Genomic DNA, 16,160 nt, shown 5'->3' with positions numbered 1-16,160 from the left:
ATTTTAATATAATTTTCCACACAGCCCTGTTTGCAATTGCGAGTCGTTCGCGTTACTAGGCCGCACTTCTCATCAGGACCGCATCCACTCCCATGCACGCCCCCGTCCGCGCCCAGCCTAAGAAAAAGAAGGGTCACAAGACCTTCTGGCTCAAACAATTGCATAGCTGGCACTGGATCAGTTCGGCGATCAGCCTGATCGGCCTGCTGCTTTTTGCGTTCACCGGCATTACGCTCAACCACGCCGCCGACGTTGAAGCTTCTCCCCAGACGGTCGAAAGAACGGCACAACTGCCCCCGGTATTGTTAAACCGCGTCACCGCCGACGATGCGCCGGACAGCAAGAAGCCGCTGCCGTCTGATGTCGCCGCGTGGGTCGAAAAGGAAATCGGGCTAAGCGGCGAAGGTGAGGCGGAATGGTCGAGCGATGAAATCTACCTGCCCCTTCCCCGGCCCGGCGGCGACGGCTGGATCTCCATTGACCGGCACAGCGGCGCGGTATCCAGCGAAGCGACCAGCCGGGGATGGGTCAGCTATCTCAACGACCTTCACAAGGGGCGCAACACCGGCACCGCGTGGAAATGGTTCATCGACATTTTCGCCGTCGCCTGCTTTCTGTTTGCGCTGACCGGGCTGCTACTGTTGCAGCTTCATGCGGCCAAGCGGCCTAGCACCTGGCCTTTGGTGGCCGCGGGCCTGGCTATTCCGGCGGTGCTCGCCATCATCTTCATCCACTAAGGGAACGACGTCATGCAGAGGGGCTATAAACTGATCCTGGGGGGCGGCGTCGCCATCGGCACGGCGGCGGGCGCGGGCGCGGGCGCGGCGCAGGCCGAAACGATGAACGTCACCGTCACCATTCCCCGCCTGTCGGTCGCCGAATATCACCGGCCCTATGTCGCCATCTGGCTGGAAAAGGAAGGCGCGGCCCCGCGCACCCTGTCGGTCTGGTATGATGTGGACAAGGCGAAGGGCGAAGGCGCGAAGTGGCTGCGCGACATGCGTCAGTGGTGGCGCGTGTCGGGCCGGACGATGAGCTTTCCGGCGGACGGCGTGACGGGCGCGACCCGCGCACCGGGCGAACATAAAGTCGGCTTCATCAACGGCAAGGGGCCTTTGGGACGGCTCGGCGCGGGCAACTACACGCTGGTCGTGGAAGCAGCCCGCGAAGTCGGCGGGCGCGAACTGCTGCGCCTGCCGTTCAGCTGGCCGCCCAAGCCGGGCGCGACGGTACGGACCAAGGGTAAAAGCGAATTGGGCGCGGTCAGCGTCTCCTTCAGCAAATAGGGGAAATGTCATGAAGGCCAGACATATTATCGCGGGCGCAGTTGGCGCGCTGCTTCTTTCCGGCGCGGCGCAGGCGCATCGCCAATGGATGCTGCCGTCGTCCACCACCCTGTCCGGCAACGAAAGCTGGGTGACGGTGGATGCTGCCGTATCCAACGACCTTTTCTATTTCGAACATAATGCGATGCGCATCGACAATGTCAGGGTGACGCAGCCCGACGGGTCGGAAGGCAAGATCGAAAATGGCGCTACCGGCAAATATCGGTCGACTTTTGACGTCCACCTGACACAGCCCGGCACCTACCGGATCGCTAGCGTTTCCACGGGCGTCATGGGCAGCTACACGTTGAATGGCGAGCAGAAGCGCCTGCCGCGCGGCACCACGAAGGACAATCTGGCGGCGGCCATCCCCGCAGGCGCGACCAATGTGCAGACGACCGAAGCGTCCAACCGCAACGAAATCTTCGTGACGCTGGGCGCGCCGACGGCCTCCATCTTCAAACCCACGGGCACAGGCATCGAACTGGTGCCGGTCACGCATCCCAATGACCTGGTATCGGGCGAAGCTGCCACCTTCCAGTTCCTGTTGGATGGCAAGCCTGCCGCTGGCCTGAAGGTCACGGCCATTCCGGGCGGAATCCGCTATCGTGACTCGCTGGGCCAGATGGATCTCGTCACCGACAAGGATGGCAAGCTGACGATCACCTGGCCACAACCGGGCATGTATTGGCTGAATGCCAGCACCGGCGGCGGTCGTGAAGGTGGCGAGGGCATGGGTGCGCCTGCTGCGGCCGATTCGGCGGCTCAAAAGCCCCAACGCCCCGCTGGTCCGCCGCAGCGCCGTGCATCCTATGTGACCACACTGGAAGTGCTCGCGCCCTGACCGGCGTCCGCGTCGCCATCCCTACCAGCCTGTCGCCCGATGATTTTACCGGGCGGCAACGGGGGGCGTATGTCACCGACCTGTCCGGGCCGACCATGGGAACAACCTGGTCGGCCCATATCGTCGATGCGCCTGCGTCGTGCGAAGACGAAATCACGGACGTGCTGGCCCGCATCATCACCCAGATGAGCAATTGGGAAGCGGCGTCCGACATCAGCCGATTCAACCTCTCACGCATCGGCCTATGGACCCCCCTGCCCCCAGAGATGATGACGGTGCTTCGCGCAGGACTGGACGTGGCAAAGCTGTCCGGCGGCGCGTTCGATCCTGCTGTCGGCAGGCTGGTCGACCATTGGGGCTTTGGACCATCCGGCACCTACGCTTCATCTGCACGGCCCAGTCACCCCTCACCCTGGACAGCTTTGGAGATCGACCAGCAACAGGCCCGTCGCACAGCCGACGTGACGCTGGATTTTTCCGGGATAGCCAAGGGCTTCGCGGTTGACGCCGTTGCCCGGCGCCTGCGCGATCTGGGCGCGCGCCATTTCCTTGTCGAAATAGGCGGCGAACTGCGGGGGGATGGCGTCCGGCCCGATGGCCAACCCTGGTGGGTCGATGTGGAATCGCCGCCCGGCCTTGGCCTGCCGACGCTCAGGATCGCGCTTTGCGGCCTGTCTGTCGCTACGTCAGGCGACTATCGGCGGTTCCGGGTCGATGACGACAGGCGGCTGTCCCACAGCATCGATCCCGCCACCGGCATGCCGATCGGGAACGATGTCGCATCCGTTTCGGTTCTGCACCAAAGCGCGATGATGGCCGATGCCTGGGCGACCGCTATCACGGTGCTGGGTCATGAAGGCGGCATGGCGCTCGCAACCCGGCATGGCATTGCCGCGCGGCTGATCCGCAGGGAAGATGATGGAGGGCAGGAATATATGACGCCCGCCCTCGCCGCGATGCTGGACTGAAAAGGTGCAGAAAGCGGCGCGCCCCTACCCAGTTTACGCTGATGTGGGTCGAAGAACGAACGGGATTTCAACCACGCCCTTGACCTTGACGGCCCGACCCTGCTGAACCATCGGACGCCAACGCCATTTGCGCACAGCATCCCGCGCCGCATCGTCCAGGCGGGCAAAGCCGCTACTACGCGTGACCGCGATTGCCTCTACCGCGCCATCTGTGCCCAGCGTCAGAGCCAGGACGACGGTCCCCTGCTCATGCTTGCGGCGGCTTTCAATGGGATATCGGGGCGGCTTGCCGGACACCATCTGGGTGCTCAGATCGCCGCCCTGCACCGTGCTGGGAGGCGACGGGGCGGCGAGAGCGACGGTGGGTGCCGGCGCGATCGCCGTCGGCGCGCTGACCGCGACCGGCTGCGCGATGGGCGTAGTGGCGATCTGCGGCGACGGGGTGGCCAGCCGAACGACCGGGGCAGGCGCCACGATCTGCGGCTTTGAAGGTGGCGGGGGCGGCGCGTCCTGCGGAGGTGGAGGCGCGGGCGGCGTCAGGTTGACGACCGACAAGCGCAGCTCTTCACGCCTTTGAACCTGATGACGCACGTGCATGATGGCGGTGATCAGCACGGCGTGAACCGCCAGGATCAGCGCGATGATCACCCAGTTGGGCGATTTCGACTGCCCATAGCGTGACGGCGGGGCAATGTTCGCCATTTGGATCGACGCCGGTCTGGGCATTGGAGACTCGGGGGCGTGAAGAAGAACATCCTCTTCTTCCTGATCCATGAGCCTGTCCGCTACACGTAACATGCACCGATCCCCTTTCTGGCTACCGCCATCGCCGGACTCATGGCGCAAGTCATAATGCGATACAATTGCATTTTTGATCCAGCCATGTGCCAGTCCGAAAAAGGTTGGGCGAGCGACAGCCCGAGGAGGAGGGAATACTGCCGCTCGCCCGTCACCCCGGCATGGGACGAATGCCGGGGATAAGGTCGTTTTTAGAAGCTGTAGTTCAGGCTCAACACGGCCGAACGGGTCGGCGCAGGCATGGCCCAGCTATTGTTCACATTATTGCGCACCGTCGTCACATACTTCTCGTTGGTGAAGTTCTGGACATTCAGCTGCGCGTTCAGATTTTCGGTGATGGGATAATTCACCATCAACCGGTGGATGGTGTAGCTCGGCACATTATAACCCACATAAGTCCCGGCAGCGAGCTGCGCGGCATTGGGCTGGTTCAGCAGGAATTTGCCCTGATAAGTGATCCCATAGCCCAGTTCCAAACCGAAGCCGAAGCGATAGGTGGTGAACAGGCTGCCCGAATGCTTGGGGGTATTGGTGAGCGCATAACCACGCGTGGGATCGGGGAACAGAACGCTGTTGGCGCAATCGCCCGCTGCCGGGTCAGTCGATCCTGGGTTCTCCAGGCAATAGTCCGACACGCCCTGCTTGATCTTGCTCTTCAGATACATGTAGTTGGCTGAAATCGTCCAGTTGCTGGTGATATTGCCCGACGCGCCGAGCGATATGCCTTCGACCCGCTGGCGACCATCGGCAGCCCGGTCGGGCAGCAGGGGATCGCCCGACAGGACCTTGATCTGGTTACGGTCATTGCGGAACATCGCCGCAGTCAGCAGCAGCTTGGCATCGAACAGGTCCGCCTTGACGCCGATTTCGTAGTTCTTGGTCGTTTCCGGCTTCACGTTGCAGGTGCCGCTGCCACCAAATTCGTTGTTCGCCGTGCACGAGCCATCGACCGATGCCTTGGAGGGCAGTTTGGAGTTGCCATAGGCGACATACAGGCTGGTGTTAGGCGTAGGCTTCACGACCAGTCCGACCCGGTATGAGAAGAGGTTGTCGTCGATCGACGTATAGGTCGGATTGCTGGTTCCTGCGACCGGGACAGCCAACTGTCCTCGATTGGGGCCAGTCACTTCATAATTGAACGTCCGGTTCCACCCCTTCACCTTTTCGTAGCGAACGCCACCGTTGAGTTCGAGCCAGTCGGTGAACTTCATCGCATCGAACAGATAGGCAGCATAGCTGGTCTGCTCGCCCAAATTCCGCGCCGACCGGATGAAGTTGATGGGACCAACATAATTGTTGCTGCCATAGACGAAGCCTGCCGGACCCTGAACAACTTGACCGGGGTTGGAAATGCTGACCAGCGGATAGGCGGTTTCAAACGGGTTGGTGCCATCGGCTTCACGCAGGCTGTTGCCGCCCAGCTGATTATATTTTTCCCACAGGGCCGACGCACCCAGGACCAGCGTATGTTCGATGCCGCCAGTCGCGAAATCGGCGCTCAGATCGATCTGGTTGTAAGCGGTTTCGTTATTGATGAAGCGCGTGTTGCCGCGTCCATTGCCACGGTTAGGCATGAAGAAGCCGGGCGGAACGGTGGCCGCGCAGGCGCTGCCATCAGGCTGCACCCCGGACGACAAACAGAAGTCCCCCGATGGCTGGCTCGTGATCGTGTTCTGACGGATATGTTCATAGCGCGTCAGGTTGCGAATCTTCAGGCTATCGCTGAACGCATGGCTGAAAATCGCCTGCAGCGACTTGGTCTTGCTGTCCTGCTTGTCGACATTGGCAAAGCCATAATAGCCCGACCGGTCGAACTCGTCGAGGATGCCGCCCTGCGCGGGATAATAGCGCAGCCCATATTGCGGCATCGCATCGTCGTCCAGATATTCGCCCTGCAACGTCAGGCTGGTCGGTCCGTCGATGCCGATGGAGATGGCGGGCGCGATGCCCCAGCGCTTGTAATATTCGACGTCGCGGCCCGGCACGTCATTTTCATGATAGACGGCGTTAAGGCGGACGGCGACCAGGTCATTGATCCGCTTGTTCGCATCCACCGTCGCGCGGTAATAATTGTCGGTGCCGATGCCCGCATTCAATATGGTCTGATCATCAGCCAGCGGCCGCTTGGTCACCAGATTGATCGTGCCCGCGACAGATCCGCCGCCGTTCATGACCGAATTGGCGCCGTTGGTGACTTCCACCTGTTCGATATTATAAACTTCGTTGCGGTTCAGGAATGCGCCGGAACGTACACCATCGACGGTAACGTCATTCTTCGCGTCCTGACCGCGCAGGATGATGCGGTCGCCATAGCCAAAGCCGCCCTCGCCCGCGCCAAAGGTAATCCCCGGAACCGTGGACAGAACGTCGCGCAAGGTCAGCAGATTCTGCTGCTGAATGGTTTCCTTGCTGATCACCGTGATGGTCTGGGGCGTGTCGAGCAGCGGGCGGACATATTTGGGCGATTCGGCCCGCTCCACCTTCACCGCCGATTCATCGATCGCCGTGTCCGTAACCGTCATGCCACCCAGATTGGGGCCTTGCGCCGCATCCTGACCATGGGCCGCCGATGCAAATGCCAGAGCGCCGACGCAACTAAGCGCCAGGAATGAAGGTGCAGACTTGGAACTGGACATGGAAACAGAAACCCCTTTCTGATGTGGCTTGAGGGGCCTGCTATTGATAGTAGGTCGCAGAGTCAACGCTATTGCGAACTATTCTTATCTTCTTTCAAGCTGAACAGCCAGCATCGAACGGCGCTTGCCAGGTTGGGCGGATCAAATACCGCCAGACGCGCAACATCGATCCGGGCGATCAGCGCGTTTATAGGCAAGCCCTCCGACGCCGCGCGGACGCGGAGGGCATCCCAGAAAATGGGCTCCAGACTGATAGCCGTCTGGTGGCCCGCGATGGTGATGCTGCGCTTCACCGGCGCCGCGAAGGGGGACGCAGGCGGCGGCGCATCACCATCTAAGTCTCCATTCGCGGTCATGCGATCAGTACATATGCTGCCCGCCATTGATCGACATGGTGCTGCCGGTCACGAACCCCGCTTCCTCGCTGCACAGGAAAGCGACGCCCCTTGCGATCTCTCCGGCATGGCCCAGCCGACCGACCGGAATCTTGGCGACGATCTTTTCCAGGACCTGCGCCGGTACTGCGGCCACCATGTCGGTGTCGACATAGCCGGGCGCGATGGCATTGACGGTGATGCCGTATTTCGCGCCCTCCTGCGCCAGCGCCTTGGTAAAGCCGTGAATGCCCGACTTGGCGGCGGCATAGTTGACCTGGCCATATTGCCCCGCCTGACCGTTGACCGATCCGATATTGACAAAGCGGCCCCAGCCACGCTGCCGCATGCCATCGAATGTCGCCTTGGCCATGTTGAAGCAACCGCCCAGATTGATGCGCATCACCTCATTCCAGTCGTCGAAGCTCATCTTTGCGAGCACGCCGTCACGGGTGATGCCCGCATTGTTCACCACTATGTCCACCGACCCCAGACGGTCGGCCACCGCCGCGCAGCCGTCCAGGCACGCCTGATGATCGCCCACATCCCACTTGAACGTATCGATGCCAGTCCGCTCGCTAAAGGCGCGCGCTTTTTCGTCGTTACCGGCATAGTTGGCGGCCACGACATAGCCCATTTTTTTCAAGGCCAAACTGATCGCTTCACCAATGCCGCGTGTTCCGCCCGTGACGATGGCAACTTTGGTCATAACAGCCTCTCCTTGTTAAATTCGGACAGAAATCTACCCCTCCACCCAGCCTGCAAGTTCGCGATCGGCAAGATGGCGATACAGGACCATGGCTTCGGGTGAAGCGTTCAAACAGCTTAAATGCGCGAATTGACTACCGCCTGATGACAAGAAATCCTCTTTTCCCCGCATCGCGATTTCTTCGAGCGTTTCCAGACAGTCGGCGGAAAATCCGGGGGTCAGCACCGCCACCTTACGCACGCCTTCGCCCGGCAGGCTGCGCAGAACGTCGTCGGTCGCGGGGCCCAGCCATTTGGCGGGACCAAAGCGGGATTGGAAGGTGACCCGCACCTCGCGCCCCATCGCTTGGGCAAGCAGTCCTGCCGTCGCCAGGCACTGATCATGATAGGGATCGCCCAGCTGCCGGGTGCGTTGCGGCATGCCGTGAAAGCTGGCGAGCAACAGGTCCGGTGCAAAATCCAGTTCCGCCAGTTGCCGCTCGGCAGAGGCGCGTAGCGCCTCGATATAAGCGGGATCGGCATAATAGGGCGGCAATGTGCGGATCGCGGGCTGCGACCGCAAATCCGCCAGCGCAGCATAGGCAGCGTCCAGCGCCGTCGCGGTCGTCGCGGCGCAATATTGGGGATAAAGCGGCGCGAGCAGAATGCGGCCACAACCCGCATCGATCATCGCTGTGAGCCGCGTCGCAATCGAAGGGTTGCCATAGCGCATCGCCCAGTCGACCACTACCTCCGCGCCCATCAATTCCTGCAGCTTCTGGGCGGTGTCACGGGTATAAACGGCGAGCGGAGAGCCTCCCTCCATCCAGACTTCCTGATAGGCGCGCGCCGATTTGCGGGGCCGGGTCAGCAGGATTGGACCGCGCAATATAGGCTGCCACAACAGTTTGGGGATCTCCACAACGCGCCGGTCCGACAGGAACTCACCCAGATAACGCCGTACGGATGCAGCATCGGGCGCGTCGGGCGTGCCCAGATTGATGAGGAGAAGGCCGATTTTATCCACGAACGACGTCAAGTCCTTGGCAAGAGTGGGAGCTTGCGAAAACGCTGCCCGGTGACTGTGAAAAGCGCATTGGCGACCGCAGGCGCGATCAACGGAGCGCCGATGTCGGTAAGTTCGGCCGACGGCGCGCTGCTGCGCACCAACTCGACCGAAACTTCACCTATGTCGGCAAGGCGGGGCAGGCCCATTCGCCCCATGATCGCGCGCTGAGGCATGCCCCTGGCGTAGGGAACCGATGCGCCCATGGCGAGCGCCAACCCATAAATCAGTCCATTTTCGACCTGCTGACGGGCGATGTCGGGATTGACCTGGTCCCCGCCATCGACCGCCGCGATAATGCGTCCAACACTCAGCTTTCCGGCATTGATCGCCGCTTCCACCATCACGGCGGCATAGGCCCCGTCCATCTGATGCGCGGCCAACCCCTGCCCACTCCCTTCGATGCCGCCCTGCCAGCCGCCCATCGCGCCGACCGTGGTCAGGCAGTGCGCCAGCCGGGGATTGCCGCCCAGCATCTGAATGCGAAAGGATATGGGTTCGATCCGCGCCTGATGGGCCAGTTCATCGATAAAGCTTTCAGTGAAGAAGGCGCCATGCAATCGGGCATTCCCCGGTGCGAAGCCGATGGGAAGGCCGGGGTCGGCGGGAAAATGATCCACTGCCCAGTTGGGAAGCGCATAGGGCAATTCCATGCCCGCAACCGCAAGTCGGGTGGACAGGTCCGCTGCATCGCGAGCCGCTGCATGCGGCAGTTTGCGATGCGCCACCCGGTCCCAGGTCTGGGTCATGCCGCAGGGGGCGGAAACCTTGGCCAGCCAGCCTTCGATCACGCCATTGCGGCCCAACTTGGCGGCCATGCGGGCATGGGCCGGGGCGCTCGGACGATCCTGGATGACATCTTCCAGCCGCGACCACTGCAGTTGTACTGGCCGACCGACATCCCTCGCGATCAGCGCAGCCTGCACGCCCGCCTCCACATCCATCCGCCGCCCAAAGGAGCCACCCGCGTGCAGGGGATAAAGAGTGACGGAACCGTCCGCCATGCCCAGCGCATCGGCAACCGCCGCACGGGCCAATCCGGGCGCTTGCGTCGCGGTCCACACTTCCGCCGCATCATCGGTCACGCGCGCCGTCGCGCACATCGGCTCCAGCGCGAGATGCAGGCCCGGATCAACGCTGAACTCGCTGGCCAGGATAGTGGCGTTGTCGAACAAGGGCGCCAGATCGCCGCGTGAATAGAGGCGTTGCCCGGATGACCCGGCAAAAGCCTGCTCCAGCGCCGCCTCGACCCCTTCGCTACTGACCGGATTGCCCGCCAGTTCGAATATGGGATCAGCCAGGTCCAGCGCCTTGTTCGCCGCCCACCAGTTGGTCGCGACCGCCGCGACCCATCGATCCGTGCGCACCAGTTTCAGAAAACCCGTGACACTATGCGCGGCATTTTCATTGACGCTTTTCAACAGTGCATCGCCGATCGGCCCCTGCCGGATCGAAGCGAAAACCATGTCGGGCAAGCGGATGTCAGCGGCGAAATTATGACTGCCGTCGATCTTGGACGGCGTATCCAGCCGTGGCAGGTCCTGCCCGGCCAGCCGATCGGTCTCCCTTTGCCGAAAGGGTAGGATTTCCGGCAGGTCGAACGCGGCGGCCTCTTCCACCACCTCGCCGATCTTCAACCGCTTTTGCCCGCCGTCGGAGATGATGCCATTCTGGATGTCGCAATTTTCCCAGGGAACGTCCCAGCGCGCGGCCGCCGCCTGGCACAGCAGCACGCGGGCAGCGGCGCCCGCCTCACGATAGCTTTGCTGGAACATCGGCACTGATGTGCCAGCGCCGGTCAGCATCAAGGCCCGGCGGGTCGCATATTGGTCGATCGCCCATTCACCCGCTGATCCCGCCAGCCGCGTCCAGTCACTCGACAGCCATTGCCGCGCCAGCAGATCATTGGCGTAAAGCGGGCTGACCGGCGCGCTCTGCACCCCCACCGTCCGCCAGTCAGCACCCAGTTCATCGGCCAATATCTGCGGCAGCAACGTCGTTATGCCCTGGCCCATTTCCGTCTGGGGAACGATGACGACGATCTGCCCTGCCCGATCGATTTTAAGGAACGCATTGAAAACCGCCTCGCCCGCTGCGGCATTCAGGTTCGGCCGGTAGCGGCGGGGCCATATCGCCCATGCCAGCATCACCCCCGCCGATGCACCCGCCCCTACCAGCAGCGCGCGTCTATTGATGCCCCTCTCCTGGTCTTTACGCTGTGCATGCTTCAGCGGTGCGCGCCCCATGACCATGGTGATAGAGAGGCTTCGAACGGCTGAAAAGCTCTAATCTGCGTTGATCGGAGCAATATTGAGGCGGGGTATCTCAATAGCCGGACACCGGTCCATCACGACCTTCAGGCCTGCGGCTTCCGCGCGGGCAGCAGCGGCTTCATTGACCACGCCCAATTGCATCCACACCGACTTCGCGCCCGCTGCGATGGCTTCGTCCACCGCATCCCCCGCCGCCTCGCTACGGCGGAAGATGTCGACCATGTCGATGGGCACACCAATATCGGCCAGCCGCGCCCAGACAAATTCCCCATGTACATGTTCGCCCGCAATCTGCGGATTGACCGGCAACACGCGATAGCCATGGTCCTGAAGCACCTTCATCACCCCATAGCTGGGGCGATCGGGCCGATCGGACAGGCCGATCATCGCGATGGTGCGCGTCCCGCTCAAAAGGTCGGCGATCTGCTGAGGCTCGTTCAGGGGCATGCGCTTGTTCCTTTCAACGCGTTGCCGGAAAGACGCGGCACAGGCTCAATCCGTTCCCTCGGCCTGCACGCGTCAGCCGCGCAACCATTGCGCCACCTTGGCCGCGACAGCGTGAAACGCCTTGCCCGATTCATCTTCGCCCGCTGCGGGCGGGTCGCCAGCGTCGGATTTCAACCGGATGTCAATCGCCAGGGGAATGCGGCCCAGAAAGGCCATCCCCAGCTCCCCGGCGGCGGATTCCGCGCCGCCAGTGCCGAATGGGTCGGATATTTCACCGCAATGCGGGCAGCTATAGCCCGCCATATTTTCCACCAGGCCGATGATGGGCACCTGTGTTTGTTCAAACAGGCTGATGGCCCGGCGAGCGTCGATCAGCGCCAGGTCCTGCGGCGTCGATACAATAACCGCGCCCGCAGGCTTATGCTTTTGCACCATCGACAATTGAACGTCGCCAGTGCCGGGTGGCATATCGACGATCAGTATTTCCGTTTCACCCCAATCGGCGTCGATCAGTTGCGACAGGGCGTTGCCAGCCATGGGTCCGCGCCACGCCAGCGCCTTCCCCGGTTCCACCAGATGCGCCATCGACAGCATGGGAATGCCAGCCGGACTGTCCACCGGGATCAGGCGCTTGTCCTGCGCCTGCGGCTTCTTGTCCTCGCTGTTCATCAGCCTGGCTTGGGACGGGCCGTAGATATCCGCGTCCACGATACCGACCGAAAACCCCAACCGCTTCAGGGCAACGGCCAGGTTTGCCGACAGAGTGGATTTGCCCACCCCCCCCTTTCCCGATGCAACAGCGATGATCCTGATGCTCTTGCGCTCGGTGGTCATCGCTATGCGCACATCTTTCACGCCCGGAACCAGCAGCGCGCCTTCGCGGATAGCGTCGGCCACGGCGTCCCGTCGCGCGGCGGAAAGTCCGCCCACGTCCAGCGCCAGGGCCATCACCCCATCCTTGACGCGCGGGGTGCTGGCGCGCCCCTCCGTCAGCGTCTTCAGGCGGGCAGCGAAACTCTCAAGATCGGTCATGACAGCGGCCTCTAGGCAATAATCGTTGCGAAGGGCACTGTTTTTCAAGCGCCACCCTTCCTATAGAGACGGTATGAAAAGAATTCTCGGGTGGATGCCCGGCATCAAAAGCGCCATGGTCCAAGGCCCCTGGGGCAATAAAGGCGATGGTTCCGAAGGAGGCGATGGGCCGGGCAAGGGCAATGATGGCCCTCGCAATCCCTGGACGCAGCCGGGTCGCCCTGCCGGATCGAAGGGACCTTCGGCAATCGAGGAACTGCTGCGCCGCAGCCGCGACAGCTTTGGCCAGGGCGGCGGGGGCTTTGGCAATCTGCCGCCACGCCCCAATGGCAAGGCGCTGTGGCCTGCTGCGATTGGCGTCTTCATCCTGTTATGGCTGGTGCTGACCTGCGTTCACCGCGTCGGCCCGCAAGAACGCGGCGTCGTGACCCTGCTCGGCAAATATAGCCGGACGATTTCTCCGGGCATCAGCCTGACGCTACCCAGCCCGCTGGAAAATGTAACCACCGTCGATGTGGAGGAAATCCGCGCCATCGATATCGGTTCGGCCAGCGCCGAAAGCGAAAATCTGGTGCTGACCGGCGATCAGAACATCATCGACCTGGCTTATTCGGTACGCTGGAATATCCGCAGCCCGGAACTCTATCTTTTCCAGCTGTCCGACCCCGATGACACCGTCCGCGAAGTGGCTGAAAGCGCCATGCGGTCCGTCGTCGCCAGCGTCAGCCTGGACGATGCGCTGGGCGCGGGCCGGACCGAGATCGAACAGCAGGTCGAACAACGTATGCAGGACATACTCGACGGCTATCGGTCGGGCATTCGCGTGCAGGGCGTCGCCATCAAGCAGGCCGACCCGCCGACCGCCGTCAACGACGCGTTCAAGGCCGTGTCCGCTGCGCAGCAGACCGCCCAGACCTATCTGAACGAAGCGCGCGCCGCCGCGCAGCAGGTGACGGCAAAGGCGCAGGGCGAAGCCGCCGCCTTTGACAAGGTCTATGAACAATACCGGCTCTCACCCGATGTCACGCGTCGCCGCATGTATTACGAAACCATGGAGGGCGTCCTGTCCAACGTCGACAAGACGATCGTCGAAAGCGGCAACGTCACGCCGTTCCTGCCGCTTCCCGAACTCAAGCGCAGGGCACAGGCGGCGACCGCCCCTGCCGCACCTGCGGAGGGGAACCGGTGATGCCCAACCTGCTGCGCCACCCCGTCGCGCTCGCGCTGTCGGTCATCGTCCTGCTGATGCTGATCGGCAGCACCATCGCCATCGTACCCGAAACCAAGCAGGGCGTCGTCGTCCGCTTCGGCGATCCCAAGAAGATCATCAACCGTTACCGTCCGAACGAAGATTTCGGCAAGACGGGCGCTGGCATCATCCTGCGCTGGCCGTTCATCGATCAGATCGTATGGATCGACAAACGCGTGCTGTCGGTTGAAATGGAACGGCAACAGGTGCTGTCCACCGATCAGCTGCGATTACAGGTAGATGCCTTCGCTCGTTACCGTATCGTCGATCCGCTGCGCATGTATATCGCGGCGGGCAACGAAGAACGCGTTTCCGAAGCGTTGCGACCCATCCTTGGGTCGGCGCTGCGCAATGAACTGGGCAAACGGCCATTCGCCGCGCTGCTGTCGCCGGAACGCGGGCAGGTGATGGACAATATCGAAGCGGGGCTGAACCGGGTCGCGCGGCAATATGGCGCTCAGATTGTCGATGTGCGTATCAAACGCGCCGACCTGCCCGACGGCGCACCGCTGGAAAGCGCCTTCACCCGGATGCGCACCGCCCGCGAGCAGGAGGCGCTGACCATCCGCGCGCAAGGGGCCAAGCAGGCTCAGATCATCCGGGCGGAAGCAGACGCCAACGCTGCGCGCATTTATTCGGACAGCTTTGGCAAGGACGCGCAATTTTATGATTTCTATCGGGCGATGCAGGCCTATCGCTACACCTTCGCGACGGATCGGTCGGGGTCGACCAACATGGTCCTGTCGCGCGACAATGAGTTCCTGAAACAGTTTCAGGGCCGTTAGAATCATTACGGAACCAGCGTCATTCAATGAGGGTTAAGGCAGGACGGCGCATTCCCACTCTCGCGGAGTCCCGCCATCCTTTCCGCAAGTTCATGAGAGGACTGTCACGAGTGCGTTACGCTTATGCCATCACCGGCGCCCTGCTGCTTGGCGGCACCGCCATCGCCGTAACATCCAGCCCCAATGTCGGCGCCCAGACTGCCCAGAATGAAGGCATGCAGGCCGCAGCTCCAGCGGGCGCGCCTGCCAGCCTGGCCGACATGGTGGAAAAATTGCAGCCTGCCGTGGTCAATATTTCGACCAAGCAGCGCGTGCAGGTGCAGAACCCGTTCGCGGGCACACCCTTTGGCGAATTGTTCGGCTCCCCTGGCGGACAGCCGCAGACCCGCCAGGCGCAGTCGCTGGGGTCGGGCTTCCTGATTTCCGCCGATGGTTACATCGTGACCAACAATCACGTTGTGTCCGCCGGGGCCGAAAGCGCCTCGGTCGATTCCATCACGGTGACGCTCACCAATCGCGAAGAATATACGGCCCGCCTGATCGGTCGCGACCCCGCGACCGACATCGCCGTGCTGAAGATCGATGCGAAGAAGCCCATGCCCTTCGTCAAATTCGGCGACAGTACGAAGGCGCGCGTGGGTGATTGGGTCGTTGCCATCGGCAATCCCTTCGCCCTGTCGGGCACGGTCACGGCCGGGATCATTTCGGCGGTCCATCGTGGCACCGGCGGCACTTACGACAAGTTCATCCAGACCGACGCATCGATCAACCAGGGCAATAGCGGCGGCCCGATGTTCGACATGCGCGGCAATGTGATCGGCATAAACAGCCAGATATTGTCTCCGTCGGGCGGCAATGTCGGCATCGGCTTCGCCATACCTTCCGAACAGGCTGCGCCGATCGTCGCGACCCTGCGCAAGGGGCAGAGCGTCAAGCGCGGCTATCTGGGCATCCAGATCAGCCCGCTGGGCGAAGACATGGCCGATTCGCTCGGCTTGGCGAAAAATCGTGGCGAATTCGTGCAGGGCGTGGAGCCGGGCAAGGGCGCCGACCGTGCCGGTATCAAGCCGGGCGACGTGATCGTCAGCGTGTCTGGTCAGGAAGTGACACCGGACCAGAATCTGTCCTCCATCGTCGCGAATCAGCCCATCGGAACGCGCGTGCCGATCGTGTTGATCCGCAATGGTCAGCGCCAGACCGTCACCGCCATCGTCGGCGAACGCCCGTCGGAAGATGAACTGAACAGCTTTGCCCAGCAGCAGGGCGATGATTTCAACCAGCAACAGCCGCCCTCGTCCGGTCCACAGGCTAGCCAGCAGTCGCTCGGCATTTCGGCCATCCCGCTAACGCCCAGCATCACCCGCCAGCTCGGCCTTGCCGCCGAAACGCGCGGCATCGTGATAACGGCGGTGGACAGTTCCACCGATGCGGGGGCCAAGGGCCTGCGCCGGGGCGACGTGGTCATCACCGCGAACAACCGCCCGGTCGCCAGCCAGGCCGATCTGGACGCCCAGGTGAAGCAGGTCGCGGCGCAGGGACGCACCGCCATCCTGCTGCAGGTGCTGCGCCGTGGTCAGCCCGCCGTATTCCTGCCGGTGCGCCTGCGCGACAAATAAGGCCGCTTGATACGCAGCGGATCGTGTGCGAGCCGCGCTTGCCGGGATGATCGGCTTCCC

Annotated in this window: 15 protein-coding genes; 7 read left to right on the top strand and 8 right to left on the bottom strand. The window is 62.4% G+C overall.

Annotation, left to right across the window (positions count from 1 at the left end):
* Positions 1–92 precede the first annotated feature (92 nt).
* The 4 genes from ACI3KQ_RS02465 (at position 93) to ACI3KQ_RS02450 (ending at position 3,137) form a co-directional block, all read left to right on the top strand.
* A complete protein-coding gene (locus ACI3KQ_RS02465) occupies positions 93–737 on the top strand; it encodes a PepSY-associated TM helix domain-containing protein (protein WP_404954448.1) in 645 nt (214 codons plus the stop codon).
* Between the two features lie 12 nt (positions 738–749).
* Positions 750–1,286 carry a DUF2271 domain-containing protein gene (locus ACI3KQ_RS02460; RefSeq protein ID WP_404954446.1) on the top strand — a complete coding sequence of 179 codons (537 nt, stop codon included), beginning with the start codon at positions 750–752 and terminating at the stop codon, positions 1,284–1,286.
* A gap of 10 nt (positions 1,287–1,296) precedes the next feature.
* The gene (locus tag ACI3KQ_RS02455) at positions 1,297–2,169 is read left to right on the top strand and encodes a DUF4198 domain-containing protein (RefSeq protein WP_404954444.1); all 873 of its coding nucleotides are present in this window, start codon (positions 1,297–1,299) and stop codon (positions 2,167–2,169) included.
* 95 nt (positions 2,170–2,264) lie between these two features.
* The gene (locus ACI3KQ_RS02450; protein ID WP_404954442.1) at positions 2,265–3,137 is read left to right on the top strand and encodes an FAD:protein FMN transferase; all 873 of its coding nucleotides are present in this window, start codon (positions 2,265–2,267) and stop codon (positions 3,135–3,137) included.
* A 33-nt stretch (positions 3,138–3,170) separates the two neighbouring features.
* On the opposite strand, the gene ACI3KQ_RS02445 is transcribed toward ACI3KQ_RS02450, so the two are convergent.
* From ACI3KQ_RS02445 to ACI3KQ_RS02410, 8 genes are all read right to left on the bottom strand, one after another.
* Complete coding sequence (locus ACI3KQ_RS02445) at positions 3,171–3,839, bottom strand: TonB family protein (RefSeq protein ID WP_404954441.1); 669 nt, start codon at positions 3,837–3,839, stop codon at positions 3,171–3,173.
* Positions 3,840–4,126: 287 nt separating this feature from the next.
* The gene (locus tag ACI3KQ_RS02440; protein WP_404954439.1) at positions 4,127–6,571 is read right to left on the bottom strand and encodes a TonB-dependent receptor; all 2,445 of its coding nucleotides are present in this window, start codon (positions 6,569–6,571) and stop codon (positions 4,127–4,129) included.
* A 68-nt stretch (positions 6,572–6,639) separates the two neighbouring features.
* Complete coding sequence (locus ACI3KQ_RS02435) at positions 6,640–6,927, bottom strand: ribbon-helix-helix domain-containing protein (RefSeq protein WP_404954438.1); 288 nt, start codon at positions 6,925–6,927, stop codon at positions 6,640–6,642.
* Between the two features lie 4 nt (positions 6,928–6,931).
* Positions 6,932–7,654: an acetoacetyl-CoA reductase gene (phbB, locus tag ACI3KQ_RS02430; RefSeq protein WP_404954436.1), complete on the bottom strand. Its 723-nt coding sequence runs from the start codon at positions 7,652–7,654 to the stop codon at positions 6,932–6,934.
* 33 nt (positions 7,655–7,687) lie between these two features.
* Positions 7,688–8,659: a ferrochelatase gene (hemH, locus tag ACI3KQ_RS02425; RefSeq protein ID WP_404954434.1), complete on the bottom strand. Its 972-nt coding sequence runs from the start codon at positions 8,657–8,659 to the stop codon at positions 7,688–7,690.
* Positions 8,660–8,667: 8 nt separating this feature from the next.
* Positions 8,668–10,944, bottom strand: coding sequence for a molybdopterin cofactor-binding domain-containing protein (locus tag ACI3KQ_RS02420; protein WP_404954528.1), 2,277 nt, complete (start codon positions 10,942–10,944; stop codon positions 8,668–8,670).
* 39 nt (positions 10,945–10,983) lie between these two features.
* Positions 10,984–11,418 carry a CoA-binding protein gene (locus ACI3KQ_RS02415; RefSeq protein ID WP_404954432.1) on the bottom strand — a complete coding sequence of 145 codons (435 nt, stop codon included), beginning with the start codon at positions 11,416–11,418 and terminating at the stop codon, positions 10,984–10,986.
* 72 nt (positions 11,419–11,490) lie between these two features.
* Positions 11,491–12,450, bottom strand: a complete 960-nt coding sequence (locus ACI3KQ_RS02410; RefSeq protein WP_404954430.1) for an Mrp/NBP35 family ATP-binding protein — start codon at positions 12,448–12,450, stop codon at positions 11,491–11,493.
* Positions 12,451–12,523: 73 nt separating this feature from the next.
* On the opposite strand from ACI3KQ_RS02410, the gene hflK reads away from it, so the two are divergent.
* The 3 genes from hflK to ACI3KQ_RS02395 all read left to right on the top strand — a co-directional run bounded on the left by hflK (position 12,524) and on the right by ACI3KQ_RS02395 (position 16,100).
* Positions 12,524–13,639 carry an FtsH protease activity modulator HflK gene (gene hflK, locus ACI3KQ_RS02405; RefSeq protein ID WP_404954428.1) on the top strand — a complete coding sequence of 372 codons (1,116 nt, stop codon included), beginning with the start codon at positions 12,524–12,526 and terminating at the stop codon, positions 13,637–13,639.
* Positions 13,639–14,484: a protease modulator HflC gene (hflC, locus tag ACI3KQ_RS02400; protein WP_404954526.1), complete on the top strand. Its 846-nt coding sequence runs from the start codon at positions 13,639–13,641 to the stop codon at positions 14,482–14,484. The genes hflK and hflC overlap by 1 nt, the downstream gene beginning before the upstream one ends.
* A gap of 110 nt (positions 14,485–14,594) precedes the next feature.
* Positions 14,595–16,100: a Do family serine endopeptidase gene (locus tag ACI3KQ_RS02395; protein WP_404954426.1), complete on the top strand. Its 1,506-nt coding sequence runs from the start codon at positions 14,595–14,597 to the stop codon at positions 16,098–16,100.
* Positions 16,101–16,160 lie beyond the last annotated feature (60 nt).

The sequence above is a fragment of the Sphingobium sp. ZW T5_29 genome, assembly GCF_044987515.1.
Lineage (GTDB): Bacteria > Pseudomonadota > Alphaproteobacteria > Sphingomonadales > Sphingomonadaceae > Sphingobium.
The sequence above is the reverse complement of the archived record's forward strand: the minus strand, read 5'-3'. Positions and strand labels throughout refer to the sequence as shown.

Coding starts and splice junctions, on each gene's coding strand:
- ACI3KQ_RS02465 (WP_404954448.1), top strand. CDS start 93: ATGCACGCCCCCGTCCGCGCCCAGCCTAAGAAAAAGAAGGGTCACAAG.
- ACI3KQ_RS02460 (WP_404954446.1), top strand. CDS start 750: ATGCAGAGGGGCTATAAACTGATCCTGGGGGGCGGCGTCGCCATCGGC.
- ACI3KQ_RS02455 (WP_404954444.1), top strand. CDS start 1,297: ATGAAGGCCAGACATATTATCGCGGGCGCAGTTGGCGCGCTGCTTCTT.
- ACI3KQ_RS02450 (WP_404954442.1), top strand. CDS start 2,265: ATGGGAACAACCTGGTCGGCCCATATCGTCGATGCGCCTGCGTCGTGC.
- ACI3KQ_RS02445 (WP_404954441.1), bottom strand. CDS start 3,839: ATGGCGAACATTGCCCCGCCGTCACGCTATGGGCAGTCGAAATCGCCC.
- ACI3KQ_RS02440 (WP_404954439.1), bottom strand. CDS start 6,571: ATGTCCAGTTCCAAGTCTGCACCTTCATTCCTGGCGCTTAGTTGCGTC.
- ACI3KQ_RS02435 (WP_404954438.1), bottom strand. CDS start 6,927: ATGACCGCGAATGGAGACTTAGATGGTGATGCGCCGCCGCCTGCGTCC.
- phbB (WP_404954436.1), bottom strand. CDS start 7,654: ATGACCAAAGTTGCCATCGTCACGGGCGGAACACGCGGCATTGGTGAA.
- ACI3KQ_RS02420 (WP_404954528.1), bottom strand. CDS start 10,944: ATGGGGCGCGCACCGCTGAAGCATGCACAGCGTAAAGACCAGGAGAGG.
- ACI3KQ_RS02415 (WP_404954432.1), bottom strand. CDS start 11,418: ATGCCCCTGAACGAGCCTCAGCAGATCGCCGACCTTTTGAGCGGGACG.
- ACI3KQ_RS02410 (WP_404954430.1), bottom strand. CDS start 12,450: ATGACCGATCTTGAGAGTTTCGCTGCCCGCCTGAAGACGCTGACGGAG.
- hflK (WP_404954428.1), top strand. CDS start 12,524: ATGAAAAGAATTCTCGGGTGGATGCCCGGCATCAAAAGCGCCATGGTC.
- hflC (WP_404954526.1), top strand. CDS start 13,639: ATGCCCAACCTGCTGCGCCACCCCGTCGCGCTCGCGCTGTCGGTCATC.